Origin of the sequence: Streptomyces durocortorensis, from assembly GCF_016901035.1 — a bacterium.
Lineage (GTDB): Bacteria > Actinomycetota > Actinomycetes > Streptomycetales > Streptomycetaceae > Streptomyces > Streptomyces durocortorensis.
This window is the reverse complement of record NZ_JAFEUF010000010.1, coordinates 1-16572: the sequence shown is the minus strand read 5'-3', so window position 1 is coordinate 16572 and position 16572 is coordinate 1. Positions and strand designations below refer to the sequence as shown.

The following is a 16572-nucleotide window of genomic DNA, read 5'->3' as shown; positions in this document are numbered from 1 at the left end:
GCCCTTGTGGACATTCGCCCCGCTTCGACCGTCGCGGAGCTCCTGGCCGCCGGCCATCTCTTCGACGCCCCGCCCCGCGAGGAGTGGGCGGCCCGCTTCCTCGCCGCGGACGGCCACGTGCTGCTGATCGCGTACGTGGACGGCGTCCCGGCGGGCTTCGTCTCGGGCATCGAGATGCTGCACCCGGACAAGGGCACGGAGATGTGCCTGTACGAACTCGGTGTCGACGAACCGTTCCGCCGCCGGGGCATCGGCAAGGCCCTGACGCGGGCGCTGGTGGACCTCGCCCGGGAGCGCGACTGCTACGACGTGTGGGTCGGCGTGGAGCAGGACAACGAGGCGGCGCTCGCGACGTACGGGGCGGCGGGGGCGGGTGACGACGGGAGGTTCGCGATGCTGGTGTGGGGGTTCGGGGACGACACGGCCGGGCGTCAACCCTGACGTTCGTCGGGGGTCGCTCCTGCCGTTCGGCCCCCGCGCCGGACCGGGTCGCCTTCGTACGTTCGCCGCATGGCAAAGCACACATATCAACACCACTGGCCGCTGAGGCTGTTCGGGGCGGCCGCGCTGCCGGCGACAGCGGCGGCCGGGATCGGGATGCTGTCGCCCGGCGGCCTGGGGCGGCCCGGTCCGACCGAGGTCACGGACGGGGCGTCCGTCTCCGCGTACCGCTCACTGACGGAGGCGGTCGGGGACGCCCCGGGGTGGCTGGGGCACCTCCTGGAGCTGTCCTCGGAGGCCACACTGATCGTCCTCGGGCTGCTGCTGCTCGGGGTCTGCTGGACCGCCCTGCGCCGGAGGGATCCGGGCGCGGTGGCGGGGACCGTGCTGATCGGCGTCGGGACGGTGGTGGCGTACGCCGTCAGCGAGGCGTTGAAGCTGGTCGTCGACGAGGAGCGGCCGTGCCGGGCGGTGGACGGCGCGACGGCGCTCGCCGCGTGCCCCGAGCCGGGCGACTGGTCGTTCCCGAGCAACCACGCCACGCTGGCCGCCGCCCTCGCGGTCGGGCTGGCCGTCCGGCGGCCGCGCCTGGCCGCGGTGACCCTGCCGGTGGCGGTGGCGGCGGCGCTGCTGCGGGTCCTCGTCGGCGTCCACTACCCGCACGACGTGGTCGCCGGAGCCCTGCTCGGCGGGGCGGTCGTCGCCTCGGTGCTCCTGGTGCTGGACCGCCCCGCCGGGCTGCTCGTCTCAGCGCTGCTCGGGCGGTGGCGGGGGCAGGAGGCCGGCCTCGTGCGCGACGACGGCGGCCGCGGCCCGGTTGTCGACGCCGAGGCGCGCCAGGACGGAACTGACGTACGCCTTGACCGTTCCTTCGACCAGGTGCAGCCGCCGGGCGATCTGCCCGTTGGACAGTCCGCCGCCGAGGTACGACAGCACTTCCCGCTCGCGGGGCGTCAGCCCGGCGACCCGCTCCCGGGCGGCCTCCCGCCGGCCGGCCCGCTCCCCGGCCCCGGTGGACGCGAGGTGCGCGACCACCCGGGCGGCGACCTTCGGTGACAGATAAGCGGCGCCCTCGGCCACGGCCCGCACCCCGGCGAGGAGTTCCTCGGGCTCGCCGGACTTGATCAGGAACCCGGCGGCCCCGGCGCTCAGCGCCCGCAGGATGTAGTCGTCCTCGCCGAAGGTGGTCAGCATGACGACGCCGGTGGCGGGCAGGGTGCGGCGGATCTCGGCGGCGGCGTCGATGCCGCCCGTCCTCGGCATCCGTACGTCGAGGACGGCCACATGCGGGCGGTGGGCCCGGACCAGCTCGACGGCCTCGTGCCCGTCGGAGGCCTCGGCGACGACCTCGATGCCCGGGTCGGTGGCGAGCACGGCGCGCACGCCGGCCCGGATCATGGGCTCGTCGTCGGCGACGAGCACCCGGATCGGTTCGGCCTCCGTCGACCGGGGTGCGGCGGCGGGGGCAGCGTCGGACCGGGTCATCGGGCGCTCACGGCGTCAGCGCGTCGCGGGAGACCAGCAGGCCGTCCCGGAAGCAGAGCCGGTACGCGTCCCCGGACCGGTCGTCGAAGCGGTCGGCCGTCATCGCGTAGTACTCGCACGTCACTCCCCGTCGTGTCTGTCGTTCCTCAGGCCCCGCGCCCGCGGGCCGCTCCGCCGACTGCCGGTCCGGCAAAACCTTCTGTATCTCCGTCCGATCCTGCCCCACCCGCAGGCGTGCGTAGTCGCGCGGGTCGAGGACGGACCGGGACGCGGCCACGGTCTCCCACGTCCCGACGACGGCGAGCAGCACCGCGCCCGCCGCCAGCGGCACCGCGAACGCGGTGAGCAGGGTGCGGCGGACGCGCCGCCGGGCCCGCCGGTACCCCGCGGGCGCGGGTGCCTCCCGGCTGTCGGCGGGGCGCGGCGGGATCTGCGCGAGGACACGGTGGGGCAGCCGGGCGGTGACCGCGAAGCCGCCGTCCCGGGGGCCGTGGTCGAGGGAGCCGCCGACGAGCCGGACGCGCTCGTCCAGCCCGATGAGCCCGCGGCCGCCCCACCCGGGAGGAGGGCCGGTCGGCGGGCGGGCGGCTGGACCGGTCGGCGACGGGCGCACCGGCGAGCGGCCCGATGGACGGGGCGTTGCGGCGGGGCCCACCGGAGCGGCGGCCGAGGCCGCGTTCCTGACCGTCACCCGGGTCTCGGTCGCCGTGTGCGCGAGCTCGACGCTCACGGACGTGCCGGGCGCGTGCTTGGCCGCGTTGGTCAGGGCTTCCTGCACGACCCGGTGGGCGGCTCGCCCGACGGCGGGCGGCAGTCCCGTCGCCTCGCCGTCCACGGACAGGTCGACCGGGAGCCCGGAGGCGGCCGCGTCACCGACGAGCCGGCCGATGTCGGAGTCTCCCGGCCCTTGAAGCGGGCCCTCGTGCTCCTCGCGGAGGACGCCGATGACCTCGCCGAGGCGCTCCACCGCCGCCGCGGCCCTGCCCCGGATGTCCTGGGCGGCCCGCCGGTGCTCCTCGTCCAGGCCGGGCGCGAGTTTCAGGGCCCCGGCCGACAGGGCGATCAGGCTGAGGTCGTGGCCCAGCACGTCGTGCATGTCCCGGGCGATCCGGGCCCGCTCCAGCAGTCGCGCCTGCTCGGCGACCAACTGCCGCTCCCGCTCCAGCTGTTCGGCCCGCTCCCAGCCGGCCCGGACCAGCTCCCGGTACTGGCGGGAGAACCGCCCGACGAACCAGGGCACCAGCACGGCGAGGATGACGACCGCGACGAACTGCGTCGCAAGGGCGAGCAGGGACGGCACGACGACCACCGCCACCGCCCCGGCCACCAGAGCCCCGGCCAGACACAGGACGACGGTCCTGCCGCGCCCGGGCCCCCGCCCGGCGGCGAACGCGGCGAGCGCCGTGGGCAGGCCCCACCACCACCCCACCAGGCTCAGCGCGCCGAACGCCGCGACGGCGGGCACCAGCAGACCCCCGGGGTCGGCCCACCGGAGGCCGGATCCCCGGCCGGACCTCCTGCCGGAGCCACCGGAAACCCTGTTCACGAGGGAGAAGGTGTTCACGAAGGCGAGGTTACGGAGACCGGACGCCTCCCGGCACTGCCGAAAGTCACCTGGCCGGCCGGAGTCACACGGCCGGCACCGGCCGGGGCACGGCGAGGTCGAGCGGCGTCTCCACGGGCAGCAGGGCGGCGGCCCGCTCCCGCTCCCCCGCCCGGACCGCCGCGTGGACCTCGCGGGCGAGCGGGGTGACATCGCGTACGGAGACGGTCCACTCGTCCGCGTACCGCCGGGACGCCTCGCCGCTCAGCCCGAGCTGGAGGGAGCGGTACGGGAGCGGGGTCAGGTCGAGGTCGCGTTCGGGGTCCCACTGCACCCGGGCGGGGGCGGTGCGCAGGCTGCGCCGCCAGGAGGCCTGGTCCGGGTGAACTCCGCGTACGTAATAGGAGAGTTCGGCGTGGGCGAGGGCCCATTCCAGGCCGGCCCGCTCGATCTCGACGGCGAGGACGACCTCCTGCCCCTCCTTGGTGCCCCAGCCGCAGCGGTACATCATCCACAGGAAGCTGGGCTTGATCCAGGTCATCCGGTCCCGCTTCCACTCGGCGGGGAACCGTCCGTCGCGGGCTGCGGGGAGGCCGATGGCCGGCCGGTACGCCTGGTAGACGGTGACCGTGGTGGCGGTCTGGAGCGCGCGGATCTCGTGGCTGGGCGGGACGGGCGGGGTGTTCATGTGCCCAGGATGCGGGACACGACAGCGCCCCGGCATCCGGATTTAGCCGGAGGCCCGGGCGCTGCCGGGGGTGCGGCGGTCAGTGGTTGCGCGGGAAGCCCAGGTCGACGCCCGCCGGGGCGTCCGCCGGGTCCGGCCAGCGGGTGGTGACGACCTTGCCGCGGGTGTAGAAGTGCACGCCGTCGTTGCCGTAGATGTGGTGGTCGCCGAAGAGCGAGTCCTTCCAGCCACCGAAGGAGTGGTAGCCCACCGGGACCGGGATCGGCACGTTGACGCCGACCATGCCGGCCTCGACCTCCAGCTGGAAGCGGCGGGCCGCGCCGCCGTCGCGGGTGAAGATCGCGGTGCCGTTGCCGAACGGCGAGGCGTTCATGAGGGCGACGCCGTCCTCGTACGTCTCCACGCGGAGCACGCACAGGACCGGGCCGAAGATCTCGTCCTTGTACGCGTCGGAGTCGGTGGAGACCTTGTCCAGGAGGGACAGGCCGATCCAGTGGCCGTCCTCGAAGCCCTCGACCGTGTGGCCCGTGCCGTCGAGGACGACCTCCGCGCCCTGGGCGGCGGCGCCCGTGACGTAGGAGGCGACCTTGTCGCGGTGGGCGGCGGTGATCAGGGGGCCCATCTCGGAGGCGGGGTCGTTGCCGGGGCCGATCTTGATCTTCTCGGCGCGCTCGCGGATCTTGGCGACCAGCTCGTCACCGATCGCGCCGACCGCGACGACGGCGGAGATCGCCATGCAGCGCTCACCGGCCGAGCCGTACGCCGCCGAGACCGCCGCGTCGGCGGCCGCGTCCAGGTCGGCGTCCGGGAGGACGAGCATGTGGTTCTTCGCGCCGCCGAGCGCCTGGACGCGCTTGCCGTTGGCGGAGGCCGTGGCGTGGATGTAGCGGGCGATGGGGGTGGAGCCGACGAACGAGACGGCGGCCACGTCGGGGTGGTTGAGGAGACCGTCCACCGCGACCTTGTCACCGTGCAGGACGTTGAGGACGCCGTCCGGAAGGCCCGCCTCGGACGCCAGCTCGGCCAGCAGGTTGGCGGCCGAGGGGTCCTTCTCGCTCGGCTTCAGCACGAACGTGTTGCCGCACGCGATGGCCAGCGGGAACATCCACATCGGCACCATGGCCGGGAAGTTGAACGGGGTGATGCCCGCGACCACGCCCAGCGACTGGCGGATGGACGATACGTCGACCCGGCTGGAGACCTGGGTGGACAGCTCGCCCTTGAGCTGCGTGGTGATCCCGCACGCCAGCTCGACGATCTCCAGACCCCGGGCGACCTCACCGAGCGCGTCCGAGTGCACCTTGCCGTGCTCGGCGGTGATCAGCGCGGCGATGTCGTCGCGGTGGGCGTCCAGCAGCGCGCGGTAGCGGAAGAGGACCGTGGTGCGCTGGGCGAGCGAGGAGGTGCCCCACGTCGCGTACGCGGCCTTGGCCGCCGCGACGGCCGCGTCGACCTCCTCCGTGGAGGCGAGCGCGACCTGCGTGGTGACCGCGCCGGTGGCCGGGTCGGTGACGGGACCGAACTGGCCCGACGTGCCCTCCACTGTCTTGCCGCCGATCCAGTGGTTGACGGTCTTCGTCATGACGTACTCCTTCAGACTTCGGGCAGGCGTGGGGGCCGGTTCACGCGTTCAGGCAGGGCTTCACAGGTGGCGGCGTCGGGCGGCGACCTGCCGGTCGTACTCCTCCCGGGCCTTCACCGCCGCCGGTCGGCTCGCGGTTTCGGCTACCGGAACATCCCACCACGCCTGTGCCGGAGGGGGGCCCGACACTGTGTCGGGCGTTTCGGTCTCGACGTAGACACAAGTGGGACCATCGGCGTCACGGGCCTCGGAGAGGGCTTTGCGCAGGTCGTCGACCGTGGCGGCGCGCAGGACCCGCATACCGAGGGACGCCGCGTTGGCGGCCAGGTCGACGGGGAGCGGCGGTCCGGTGAAGCCGCCGTCCGCGTCGCGGTGGCGGTAGGCGGTGCCGAAGCGCTCGCCGCCGACCGCCTCGGAGAGGCCGCCGATGGAGGCGTACCCGTGGTTCTGGAGGATCAGCAGCTTCAGCGGCAGGTTCTCCTGGACGGCGGTGACGATCTCGGTGGGGTTCATCAGATACGTGCCGTCGCCGACGAGCGCCCAGACGGGGCGGGGCCGCTCGTGGGTTGCGGTGGCGAGGAGGACACCGATCGCGGCCGGGATCTCGTAGCCCATGCAGGAGTAGCCGTACTCCACGTGGTACTGGTCGCGGGAGCGGGTCCGCCAGAGTTTGTGCAGGTCGCCGGGGAGGGAGCCGGCGGCGTTGATGAGGATGTCCTCCTCGGTGACCAGGTAGTCCAGGAGGCCGAGGACCTGGGTCTGGGTGGGGCGTGCGGTGGGGTCGGGGGTGGCGAAGGACGCTTCGACCCGCTCCTCCCACGCCTGCTTCGCGCCGGTGTACTCCGTCTCGTACGCCGGGTCGACCCGGTAGCCGCGTCCGGCGAGCGCTGCCGTGAGCGCCTCCAGGCCCGCCCGGGCGTCGGCGACCAGCGGGAGGGCGGCCAGCTTGTGGGCGTCGAAGGCGGTGATGTTGAGGTGGAGGAAGCGGACGGCCGGGCCGGTGAAGAGGGTGCCGGATGCGGTGGTGAAGTCGGAGAAGCGGGTGCCGACGCCGATCACCAGGTCGGCGGTGCGGGCCAGCTCGTCGGCGGTGGCGGTGCCGGTGTGGCCGATGCCGCCGACGTCGGCCGGGTGGTCGTGGCGGAGCGCGCCCTTGCCCGCCTGGGTGGCGGCGACCGGGATGCGGGTCGCGGCGGTGAACGCGGCGAGGGTCTCCTCGGCGGCGCTGTGCCGGACCCCGCCGCCCGCGACGATGAGGGGGCGGCGGGCGGAGCGAATCGCTCGTACCGCCGCTTCCAGTTCGGCCGTGTCGGGCGCGGGCCGGCGGATGTGCCAGTCGCGCTCGGCGAAGAACTCCTCCGGCCAGTCGTACGCCTCCGCCTGTACGTCCTGCGGCAGCGCGAGGGTGACGGCCCCGGTCTCGGCGGGGTCGGCGAGGACGCGCATCGCCTGGAGGGCGGCCGGAATCAGCGCCTCCGGCCGGGTGATCCGGTCGAAGTAGCGCGAGACCGGCCGCAGACAGTCGTTGACGGACACATCACCGGCGTACGGCACTTCGAGCTGTTGCAGTACGGGGTCGGCGGGCCGCGTCGCGAAGGTGTCCCCGGGCAGGAGCAGGACGGGCAGCCGGTTGATGGTGGCGAGGGCGGCCCCGGTGACGAGGTTGGTGGCCCCGGGCCCGATGGACGTGGTCACCGCGTGCGCGGAGAGGCGCCCCGACTGCCGGGCGTACCCGACGGCCGCGTGCACCATGGCCTGTTCGTTGCGGCCCTGGAGGTAGGGCATGCGGTGCCCGGTGCCGGTGCTGTGGGTGGTTCCGCCGGGGCCGCCGCCCGCTGCCGCCTCAACGAGCGCCTGGCCGATGCCCGCGACGTTGCCGTGGCCGAAGATGCCCCAGGTGGCGCTGATGAGCCGCTGCCTGCGGCCGTCCCTCTCGGTGTACTGCCGGGCCAGGAAGGTGACCAGGGCCTGAGCGGTGGTCAGACGGCGGGTGGGGGCGGGGTTGTGCTTCTTCGGGCTCGCGGGACTCGTCGGGCTCAAGGCGTTACCTCCGGGCCGGGCGACGGATGCGCCGTGTAGAGCGGGAGTCTGGCGTCGATCGGCTCGCCTGGCCAGGTGTCGCGGATCCACCGGTGGTCGGGATGGTCGCGGATCAGCCAGGCGCGCTCCTCCCCCGGCCCGGCCATCACGTTGAGGTAGTACAGCGTCCGGCCGGGCGGGGCGATCGACGGGCCGTGCCAGCCGTCGGGGATCAGGACGGCGTCCCCGGTGCGGACTTCGGCCAGGACGTCCGTACCGCCGTCGCGCGACGGGGAGACGCGGTGGTAGCCGAGCCCGCCGTCCCGCACCTCGAAGTAGTAGATCTCCTCCAGCTCGCACTCCTCGCCCGGGACGTGCTCGTCGTGCTTGTGGGGCGGGTACGAGGACCAGTTGCCGCCCGGGGTGAGGACCTCGACGGCGATCAGCCGGTCGCAGTCGAAGGTGTCGGCGGCGGCGAAGTTGTTCACCTGGCGGGAGCAGGTCCCGGAGCCGCGCAGCTCGACGGGTACCTCCGGCGCGGGGCCGTAGCGAGCGGGGAGTCGTCGCTCGCACTTCGCTCCTGCCAGGGCGAAGCGGCCACCTGCGCCGGAGGAGATCTGCGCGCGGGTGTCGCGCGGTACGTAGGCGAAGTCGGACACCCCGCTGAACACGCTGTCCCGGCCCAGCAGTTCAAAGGTCTCACCTGCCGTATGCACCGTACAGCCACCGGCCAACGGCAGAACGATCCATTCACTGCCGCCGGTGACGAACTCATGAACACCGCCCGGCTCCAGCTCCAGCACCCGCAGGGCCGAACGGTCCCAGCCGGCCCGCCCGGGATCGATGTCGACGGCGTACGCCCCGCGCGCGGCGCTGCCGGACGGGAGATGGAACCGGCGCGGTTCCTGGCCCTGATGCTGTCCCTGGCCCCGGTGCTGTCCCTGGTCGGGGTGATGCGTCGTCATAGCCCCTCCCTACCCGTGCGGAGCAGCGATACGGCGGTGTCGACGGCGGACGTCACGTCCCCGTCGGTCGGGTAGAGCAGCGAACGGCCCACCACCAGCCCGCGCACGGTGGGCAGCCGCAGGGCGTCGCGCCACTTCCCGTACGCGGCGTCCTGGTCGTCGCCGACCTCGCCGCCGAGCAGGACGGCGGGCAGCGTGGAGGCCTCCATCGCCCGGCCCATGGCGTCGGGGTCCTCGGTGACGGGGACCTTCAGCCAGGTGTACGCGGAGGTCCCGGCGAGGCCCGACGCGATGGCGATGGACGTCGCCACGGCGGCGGCGCCGAGGTCGTTGCGGAGGCGGCCGTCGACCCGGCGGCAGAGGAAAGGCTCGACGAAGACGGGCAGCCGGTGCGCCGCCATCGCGTCGATGGTGCGGGCGGCGGTGTGCAGGGTGTCCAGCGAACCGGGGTCGTCGTGGTCGATGCGCAGCAGCAGCTTCCCCGCGTCGAACCCGTGCCGGACCAGGTCGTCGGGACGGTACCCGGTGAACCGGTCGTCGAGCTCGAACGCGGCCCCGGCCAGCCCGCCGCGGTTCATCGAGCCCATGACGACCTTGTCCTCCAGGGCTCCGAGCAGGAGGAGGTCGTCCAGGACGTCGGCCGATGCGAGCACGCCGTCGACCCCGGGGCGGGAGAGGGCGAGGCAGAGCCGCTCCAGCAGCTCGAAGCGGTTGGCCATGGCGAGGGACCGGTCCCCCACGGCGAGCGCGCCGCGCGCGGGGTGGTCGGCCGCGATGATCATCAGCCGGTCGCCGGGGTGCCGGATCAGCCGTCGCCGCTTCCGTCGCGCGGCGGCCTCGGCAACGGCTTCGGGACGCTCGGCACGCAGCCGGACGAGCGCGGAGAGGGAGGGCGCGAGCGGCGTCATGAGCCCGCCCCGGTGCGGGGGCCCGCAGAGGCGTCGGGGCCGCCCGGAGCGGCTGGGTGAGCTGCGGGGCCGGGGCTGCCCGGGTGAGCAGTTGAAGTGTCTGGGCCGGTCGGAGCGGCCGGGCCGGTCGCCGCACCGCTGCTTGCAGGAGCGCCGGGGGCAGTCGCCGCACCGGTCCTCGCCGGAGCGCCCAGCTGCGCCGTGACCGCGCCGGCCGCGAGGGCTTCCTCGACCTCGTCCGGGAACGGCATCGCGGAGGAGCAGGCGAGCCGGGAGGCGACGATCGCGCCGGCCGCGTTCGCGTACCGCACGAGGCGGTCCAGCGGCCACCCGGCGAGCAGGCCGTGGCAGAGCGCACCCCCGAACGCGTCGCCCGCGCCGAGGCCGTTGACCACCTCCACCGGCAGCGGCGGGCAGTCGGCGGTGGTGCCGTCGCGGTGCACGGCGAGCACGCCCTTCGGCCCCTGCTTGACGACGGCGAGCTCCACCCCGGCCGCGAGCAGGGCCCGGGCGGCGGCGTACGGATCGCGCTCGCCGGTCGCGATCGCGCACTCGTCGACGTTGCCGACGGCGACCGTGGCATGGGCCAGCGCCTCCCGGTACCGTGCGGGCGCCTCGGCGCTGTCGTCGCCCCCGTCCCAGAACATGGGCCGCCAGTCGAGGTCGAAGACGGTCGCCGTACGGGGGGCGTCCGCCGGGCGGGTGGTACGCGCCGCGCTCCCACTGCGGGCGCGGAGGGCAGCCAGGGTGGCGGAGCGGCTCGGCTCGGCGCTGAGGCCGGTGCCCGTCATCCAGAAGATCCGGGCGTCGCGCACCGCGTCCAGGTCGAGGTCCGACGCGTGGATCACCAGATCGGGGGCCTTGGGCTGCCGGTAGAAATAGAGCGGGAAGTCGTCCGGCGGGAAGATCTCGCAGAAGGTGACCGGGGTCGGGTACTCCGGCACGGGCGTCACCCACCGGTCGTCCACCCCGAACCGCTCCAGCTCCTGGTGGAGGTACGCGCCGAAGGGATCCTGCCCGGTCCGGGTGATGACGGCCGTGCGCCGCCCCTGCCGGGCCGCCGCCACCGCGACGTTCGCCGGGGAACCGCCGAGGAACTTGCCGAACGTCTCGACCCGGGCGAGCGGTACACCGACCTCCAGCGGGTAGAGGTCCACCCCGATCCGCCCCATGGTGATCACGTCGTACGGCTCAGGCATGCCCATCCCTTCGCACCACCGGCTCGCCCCGCCGGTTCGCCCCGCCGGTGGCCGGCTGGTCCCAGGTCTAGCCCTCTCCCGGGAACCCTGTCAACATTTTGTCCGGACATTCGGACGAACCCTTGACACTCTTCCGCACGGGCCAGGAGGCTGGGCATTATGACCCCCTCCGTCCGCTCCTCGGCCCGCATCCGCATCGGCTCGGCCCCCGACTCCTGGGGCGTGTGGTTCCCCGACGACCCGCAGCAGGTGCCCTGGCAACGCTTCCTCGACGAGGTGGCCGAGGCCGGGTACGAGTGGATCGAGCTCGGCCCGTACGGCTATCTGCCCACCGACCCGGCCCGGTTGGCCGACGAGACCCGCGACCGGGGGCTCACGGTCTCCGCCGGCACCGTCTTCACCGGATTGCACCACGGCCCGGCCGTCTGGGACCGGACCTGGGCGCATGTCGCGGACATCGCCGCGCTGACCCGGGCCATGGGCGCCGAACACCTGGTCGTCATCCCCTCCTTCTGGCGCGACGACAAGACGGGCGAGGTGCTGGAGGACCGCACGCTCACGCCCGCGCAGTGGCGTGACCTGACCGCGCAGACGGAGCGTCTTGGCCGGGAGGTCCGGGAGCGGTTCGGGCTGCGGATCGTCGTCCACCCGCATGCCGACACCCACATCGACACCGAGGAGAACGTCAACCGCTTCCTCGACGCCACCGATCCGGAGCTCGTCTCGCTCTGCCTGGACACCGGGCACTACGCCTACTGCGGCGGGGACAGCGTCAAGCTCATCGAGACGTACGGGGAACGCATCGGCTACCTCCATCTCAAGCAGGTCGACCCGGAGGTCCTGGCGGCGGTGGTCGCGGACGAGGTGCCGTTCGGCCCGGCCGTGGCCCGGGGGGTGATGTGCGAGCCGCCCGGCGGGGTGCCCGCCCTGGAACCGGTCCTGGAGGCGGCCCGCGCCCTGGACGTCGACCTGTTCGCGATCGTGGAGCAGGACATGTATCCGTGCCCGCCGGACAAGCCGTTCCCCATCGCGCGCCGCACCCGGGAGTTCCTCCGCTCCTGCGGAAGGCCCGGCTCGCCCCTCGGCTGAGACCGGGCGACCCCGGGGCCGGAGAAATCCCCGGGTCAGATATCTCCAGGTCAGGGATCCCCGGGTCCGAGGATCCCCGGGCCGGAGGTCCTCGGGTCAGACTCCCGTGCGGCCGTCGACGCGTTCGCGGACGATGTCGGCGTGGCCGCAGTGCCGTGCGTACTCACCGATCATGTGGGTGTAGATCCAGCGCAACGTGACCCGCCCGCCCATGAACGGGCTGGTGTCGTCGATCGCCCGGGCCGCGCAGTTCTCCCGGGCCGCCGCCACTTCTCCCTCCCACTGCGCGAGCGCCTGCTCATAGGTGGCGTCCTCGGCGAACTCCCAGCCCCCTTCACGGCCCTGGCTCCCGTCCCCGCCGCCGGCCGGAGGGGCGAAGAGCGGCGGCGCGTCCTCCTGGGCGAGCACCCGGCCGAACCAGTTCCGCTCGACCTCCGCCAGGTGCTGGAGCAGTCCGAGCAGCGTGATCGGCGAGGGCGCCGCGGACGCCTCGCGCAGGCCCTTCTCCGGCAGGTCTGCGCATTTCTGGGCGAGGGTGGCGCGGTAGAAGTCGAGCCAACTCTCCAAGGTGGTGCGTTCGTCGGCGTCCAGCGGGGGCATCGGGCGTTCGACAGTACTCATGTTCTCCATCGTGGCACCCGGGTCCGACAGCGGCCGCTCCTCACCACCGGGCCCGCACCACCGGCCCCGGTTCATCCTTTCTGCCACAGCAGTAACCGTTTGGGCACACATATCTCCGTTACGCGGGTTTTCTGTCACAGCCGGTCGACAGCCCCACCCCGCCCACCGCACGGGGTCGTTCAACCGGCCACAGGCTGAGTGATCGTCGGCTTGAGAAGTGCAGAGAGGTGTCACCGATGACGGACAGAACGCTCTGGTCCTACAAGGACATTGCGGCGCACATCCAGGTCCAGCCGGACACCGTCCGCTCCTACCGCAAGCACGGGCTCCTGCCGCCGCCCGACGAGGTGAAGAACGGGAAGCCGTATTGGTTCGGCGACACAGTCCGTGCCTGGGTCGCCTCGCGCCCGCGCAACCGGGGGCGCTGACGCCCGATCACTCCTCCTCGACGGCCCTGCGGAAGAGGGCCGTCCAGAGGAACGACTCCCCGAAGAGCAAGGAGTCGGTTGCCTCGTCGTTCATCCGGCGCAGCTCGATCTCCGTCAGCCCGGAGAAGACGCGGCGCAGCTCGTCGTCCGTGTAGGCGAGTCCGCCGTGCAGACGCCCCGTCAGATAGAGCTCGGCGTCCGGCAGTTCCGAGCCCATCCCGCCCGCTCCGGCGGCGAAGCAGGCGAGCGCGAAGTGGCCGCCGGGCGCGAGGCAGCGCTCCAGGAGGGCGAGATAGCTGATCCGCCGGTGGGGCGGCAGGTGGTGGAAGCAGCCGGAGTCGTAGATCAGGTCGTAGGGGCCGGCCAGGGCGGCCCCCTCCGCCGTCAGGGCGAACGCGTCCCCGCGGTGGAACCGGACGCCGTGGGCCCCCGCCTCGTCGGCCCGCTCCCGGGCCCAGGCCAGCGCCGCCGGGGAGAGGTCGACCGCGTCGACCTCGAAGCCGAGCGAGGCCAGGTGGAGCGCGTTGCGGCCGGGTCCGCAGCCGAGTTCGAGCACCCGGCCCGGGGCGACCAGCCCCTGCCGGAGGTACGCGTCGAGGTTCTCGTCGGGCTTGTCCGCGAAGAACGGCACCGCCTTCGAACGGTCCGCGTAGAAGTCGTCCCACCAGGGCGCTCCCTCGCTCGTCCACCGGTCCGCCCCCGGAGCGAACAGCCCGTCCATCAGCGCCAGTACATCGTCGGTCGTGCGTACGTGCCGGTCCATCCGGGCCCCCTTTTCCGATGGGGCAATTCTAGGGAGCCGGAGCATGAAACCCCAGGTCAGCGCCCTATCGTCGAGGCCGCCCACGCCCCTCTGACGCCTTCCGGCCGGGCGGGGGATCCGGCCCCGCCGCCCCCACCCGTTCGGTGCCGGACGGGCCCACCGGGGCCCGTCCGGAGGGTATTCCCAGCCCCCCGAGGCCTGTTTCCGAAGGACTTTGCCGACCCGGAACGGGTGTCAGCGTCTCGCCGGTTCGGCTGGTTCGGGCCGTTCGGCGAGGAGCGCGGCCACCTCGGGGGCGGGCTCTGCCGCAGGCGCGCCGGCCGGGGCCGCTTCCCCTTCGCTGAGGCCGAACCTGCGGTGGAAGGCCCGCAGGGGTGCGGGGGCCCACCAGGTGGAGCGGCCCATCAGCTTCATCACCGCGGGGACCAGCAGACTGCGCACCACCATGGCGTCCATCAGGACCGCCAGCGCGATGCCGAGCCCCAGCATCTTGGTGTTGGTGACCCGTGAGGTGCCGATGGCCACCATCACGACCGCGAGGATGACGGCGGCCGCGGTGATCAGTCCGCCGGTGTGCCGGAGGCCGAAGGTGACGGAGTGCTCGTGGTCGCCGGTGCGGTCGTACTCCTCCTTGATCCGGGATATCAGGAAGACCCCGTAGTCCATGGAGAGCCCGAAGGCCACGCAGAACATCAGGACGGGCAGCGTCGTCTCGATGTCGCCCGTGCTGGTGAACGCGAGCAGCCCGGAGAGATTCCCGTCCTGGAAGACCCAGACCACCGCTCCGAACATCGCGGTCAGGCTGAGGGCGTTGAGCACGACCGCCTGGAGCGGGATGAGCACGCTGCCGGTGAGCAGGAAGACCAGGAACAGGGTCACGACCACGATGATCGCCAGGGCCCAGGGCAGCCGGTCGGCTATGGCGTCCTTGGAGTCGACCAGGACCGCCGCCGTGCCCGTCACCGAGGTGTCGAGGGAGGAGGCGGAGGGCATGGACCTCAGGTCCCGTACGAGCTGCTGGGCTTCCTCGCCGACCGCTTCCCCCTCGGGCAGCACGCTGTAGTAGGCGACGGGGCCCTCGGCCACCGGGCCGTCGACCCGCTGGACGCCCGGGAGCTGCTGGATCCGCTCCTTCAGGTCCGCGTACGCGGCGGGCGAACCCTGCCCCTCGGCCAGCACCTCCAGGCCGCCGCCGGGGCTGCCGGGGAACCCGTCGCGGATGTGCTCCTGGACGACCCGGGACTCCGCGCCGGCCGGCAGCTGACGGTCGTCCGCAGTGCCGAACTTGACTCCCAGGAAAGGCAGTCCGAGCAGCAGGAGCCCGACCGTGGTGACGACGGCGAAGACGGGTGCCCTGCGCATGACCAGCGCACCCAGCCGCGCCCAGCCCCGGCCCGGCGACACATCGGCGCCGTCACCGGAGGCCGCCGCGGAGCCGCCGGAAGCCGCGCCCGCCCCGGCCATCGCGCCGGCACCCGCACCCGCACCCGTACCCACCTCGGCCGTCGTGCCCGCCGAGCCCGCCGAGCCTGTCGTGGCCTTCTTCCGGCGGCGGAGCAGTCGGCGCAGGTCCAGCGAGTTGATCCGGTGGCCGAGCAGGACCAGCGCCGCGGGCAGCAGGATCAGTGCGGCAGCGGCGGCCAGGAGGACCACGGCGATACCGGCGTAGGCGAAGGACCGCAGGAAATACTGCGGGAAGACGAGCATGGCCGACAGGGACACCGCCACGGTCAGCGCGGAGAACAGCACCGTACGCCCGGCGGTCCGCAGCGTCGTGCCCACCGCCGTCCGGGGGTCCGCCCCGCCGGCCAGCTCCTCGCGGAAACGGCGGACGATGAACAGGGCGTAGTCGATGGCGAGTCCGAGGCCGAGCGCCGTGGTGAGGTTCATGGCGAAGACCGAGACGTCGGTGAACTCCGTCAGGCCGCGCAGCACGGCGTTGGTGCCCAGGATGGCGACGATGCCGACGCCGAGCGGCAGCATCGCGGCGACGGCGCTGCCGAAGACCATGACCAGCAGGACGAGCGTCACCGGCAGGGCGATCAGCTCGGCCCGCAGCAGATCCTCCTGGATGATCGTCTGCATCTCGTGCTGCACGGCGACCGGCCCGCCGAGGGAGACCGTCACCGGCCCCCGCTCCCCCGCGAAGGCCGGGGCTATCCGGTCGAGGGTCTCCCCGGCGGTCGTCTCGTCACCCCCGATCCGGGCGGCGATGATCGCCTCGTGACCGTCCTCGGAGCGCAGCGCGGGCGATTCGGTCCCCCAGTACGACCCGACGCCCGAGATCCCCGGCTCGGCCTCCAGCCGCTCAGTGAGACGGGCGGCCTCTGCGGCCACCGCCGGGTCGTCGACGGTCGCGTAGCCGCTGTCCACCAGGAGGAGCAGGTTGGGCTGGGAGGCGGGGAACTCCCGCGCCAGCACCTCGGTCGCGTAGCTCGACTCGGCGTCGGGGGCCTGCCAGCCGCCGCTGCCCATCCGGTCCGCCACCCCGCTCCCGGCGAACACGGCGAGTGCGGTGATCACCAGAGCGGCCAGCAGCGCGAGCCGTGGCCGGGCGGTGACGAACCGGGTCCAGCCGCCGACCGGCGGCGGCGCGGAACGGTTGACTTCGGGCATGGTGCGGTGTCCCCTTCACCGAGACCCGGGCAGCACAGGGCAGCATGGGTCGGTCGTTGCCGTCTATCGTGGCAAACACGAGTAGTCGCTCGCGTTTCTCTAGAATGCGAGCGAGCACTCGCGTTTGTCAATCGCGTCGTGAAAGCTGGGGATTGACCGTGTCGGAGGCCAAAGCCAACAAGGGCGCCGCAACGGACGGAGCGGACGGAGCGGGCGGGACGGGCG

General features: G+C 73.3%; 14 protein-coding genes and 1 pseudogene. 4 read left to right on the top strand and 11 right to left on the bottom strand.

The window, feature by feature from the left end; all coding sequences use genetic code 11:
• Nucleotides 1–6 precede the first annotated feature (6 nt).
• Both JS521_RS03805 and JS521_RS37640 read left to right on the top strand, forming a co-directional pair.
• Nucleotides 7–441 carry a GNAT family N-acetyltransferase gene (locus JS521_RS03805; protein ID WP_205081277.1) on the top strand — a complete coding sequence of 145 codons (435 nt, stop codon included), beginning with the start codon at nt 7–9 and terminating at the stop codon, nt 439–441.
• A gap of 69 nt (nt 442–510) precedes the next feature.
• Nucleotides 511–1227 (top strand): annotated as a pseudogene (locus JS521_RS37640) (phosphatase PAP2 family protein); the annotation flags it as partial.
• On the opposite strand, the gene JS521_RS03795 reads toward JS521_RS37640, so the two are convergent.
• The 8 genes from JS521_RS03795 to iolC form a co-directional block, all read right to left on the bottom strand.
• A complete protein-coding gene (locus tag JS521_RS03795) occupies nt 1189–1926 on the bottom strand; it encodes a response regulator (RefSeq protein WP_205081276.1) in 738 nt (245 codons plus the stop codon). The pseudogene JS521_RS37640 and the gene JS521_RS03795 overlap by 39 nt on opposite strands.
• Before the next feature lie 7 nt (nt 1927–1933).
• Nucleotides 1934–3391: a sensor histidine kinase gene (locus JS521_RS03790; RefSeq protein WP_205081314.1), complete on the bottom strand. Its 1458-nt coding sequence runs from the start codon at nt 3389–3391 to the stop codon at nt 1934–1936.
• Nucleotides 3392–3554: 163 nt separating this feature from the next.
• Entirely contained in the window at nt 3555–4157 is a 603-nt protein-coding gene (locus JS521_RS03785) for a DUF4291 domain-containing protein (RefSeq protein ID WP_205081275.1), read from the bottom strand.
• A gap of 79 nt (nt 4158–4236) precedes the next feature.
• Complete coding sequence (locus tag JS521_RS03780) at nt 4237–5739, bottom strand: CoA-acylating methylmalonate-semialdehyde dehydrogenase (RefSeq protein ID WP_205081274.1); 1503 nt, start codon at nt 5737–5739, stop codon at nt 4237–4239.
• A 60-nt stretch (nt 5740–5799) separates the two neighbouring features.
• Nucleotides 5800–7779: a 3D-(3,5/4)-trihydroxycyclohexane-1,2-dione acylhydrolase (decyclizing) gene (gene iolD, locus JS521_RS03775; RefSeq protein WP_205081273.1), complete on the bottom strand. Its 1980-nt coding sequence runs from the start codon at nt 7777–7779 to the stop codon at nt 5800–5802.
• The gene (gene iolB / locus JS521_RS03770) at nt 7776–8723 is read right to left on the bottom strand and encodes a 5-deoxy-glucuronate isomerase (protein ID WP_205081272.1); all 948 of its coding nucleotides are present in this window, start codon (nt 8721–8723) and stop codon (nt 7776–7778) included. The genes iolD and iolB overlap by 4 nt, the downstream gene beginning before the upstream one ends.
• A complete protein-coding gene (locus JS521_RS03765) occupies nt 8720–9631 on the bottom strand; it encodes a Cgl0159 family (beta/alpha)8-fold protein (RefSeq protein WP_205081271.1) in 912 nt (303 codons plus the stop codon). Before JS521_RS03765 ends, iolB begins: the two co-directional genes overlap by 4 nt.
• Complete coding sequence (gene iolC, locus JS521_RS03760; protein ID WP_205081270.1) at nt 9628–10830, bottom strand: 5-dehydro-2-deoxygluconokinase; 1203 nt, start codon at nt 10828–10830, stop codon at nt 9628–9630. Before iolC ends, JS521_RS03765 begins: the two co-directional genes overlap by 4 nt.
• 159 nt (nt 10831–10989) lie before the next feature.
• On the opposite strand from iolC, the gene JS521_RS03755 reads away from it, so the two are divergent.
• Entirely contained in the window at nt 10990–11919 is a 930-nt protein-coding gene (locus tag JS521_RS03755; RefSeq protein WP_205081269.1) for a sugar phosphate isomerase/epimerase family protein, read from the top strand.
• 96 nt (nt 11920–12015) lie between these two features.
• Here the strand turns inward: JS521_RS03755 and JS521_RS03750 are convergent, their stop codons facing one another.
• The gene (locus tag JS521_RS03750; protein ID WP_205081268.1) at nt 12016–12540 is read right to left on the bottom strand and encodes a DinB family protein; all 525 of its coding nucleotides are present in this window, start codon (nt 12538–12540) and stop codon (nt 12016–12018) included.
• A 236-nt stretch (nt 12541–12776) separates the two neighbouring features.
• Here JS521_RS03750 and JS521_RS03745 point away from each other — a divergent pair, with 236 nt between their 5' ends.
• On the top strand, nt 12777–12968 hold the full coding sequence (locus tag JS521_RS03745; RefSeq protein ID WP_205081267.1) for a helix-turn-helix transcriptional regulator: 192 nt from the start codon (nt 12777–12779) through the stop codon (nt 12966–12968).
• Between the two features lie 7 nt (nt 12969–12975).
• Here JS521_RS03745 and JS521_RS03740 read toward each other — a convergent pair whose 3' ends face one another.
• A complete protein-coding gene (locus tag JS521_RS03740; RefSeq protein ID WP_205081266.1) occupies nt 12976–13731 on the bottom strand; it encodes a class I SAM-dependent methyltransferase in 756 nt (251 codons plus the stop codon).
• A 234-nt stretch (nt 13732–13965) separates the two neighbouring features.
• The gene (locus JS521_RS03735) at nt 13966–16347 is read right to left on the bottom strand and encodes an MMPL family transporter (protein WP_205081265.1); all 2382 of its coding nucleotides are present in this window, start codon (nt 16345–16347) and stop codon (nt 13966–13968) included.
• Nucleotides 16348–16572 lie beyond the last annotated feature (225 nt).

Coding starts and splice junctions, on each gene's coding strand:
- iolB (WP_205081272.1), bottom strand. CDS start 8,723: ATGACGACGCATCACCCCGACCAGGGACAGCACCGGGGCCAGGGACAG.
- JS521_RS03750 (WP_205081268.1), bottom strand. CDS start 12,540: ATGAGTACTGTCGAACGCCCGATGCCCCCGCTGGACGCCGACGAACGC.
- JS521_RS03795 (WP_205081276.1), bottom strand. CDS start 1,926: ATGACCCGGTCCGACGCTGCCCCCGCCGCCGCACCCCGGTCGACGGAG.
- JS521_RS03745 (WP_205081267.1), top strand. CDS start 12,777: ATGACGGACAGAACGCTCTGGTCCTACAAGGACATTGCGGCGCACATC.
- JS521_RS03780 (WP_205081274.1), bottom strand. CDS start 5,739: ATGACGAAGACCGTCAACCACTGGATCGGCGGCAAGACAGTGGAGGGC.
- JS521_RS03755 (WP_205081269.1), top strand. CDS start 10,990: ATGACCCCCTCCGTCCGCTCCTCGGCCCGCATCCGCATCGGCTCGGCC.
- JS521_RS03735 (WP_205081265.1), bottom strand. CDS start 16,347: ATGCCCGAAGTCAACCGTTCCGCGCCGCCGCCGGTCGGCGGCTGGACC.
- iolC (WP_205081270.1), bottom strand. CDS start 10,830: ATGCCTGAGCCGTACGACGTGATCACCATGGGGCGGATCGGGGTGGAC.
- JS521_RS03765 (WP_205081271.1), bottom strand. CDS start 9,631: ATGACGCCGCTCGCGCCCTCCCTCTCCGCGCTCGTCCGGCTGCGTGCC.
- JS521_RS03740 (WP_205081266.1), bottom strand. CDS start 13,731: ATGGACCGGCACGTACGCACGACCGACGATGTACTGGCGCTGATGGAC.
- JS521_RS03785 (WP_205081275.1), bottom strand. CDS start 4,157: ATGAACACCCCGCCCGTCCCGCCCAGCCACGAGATCCGCGCGCTCCAG.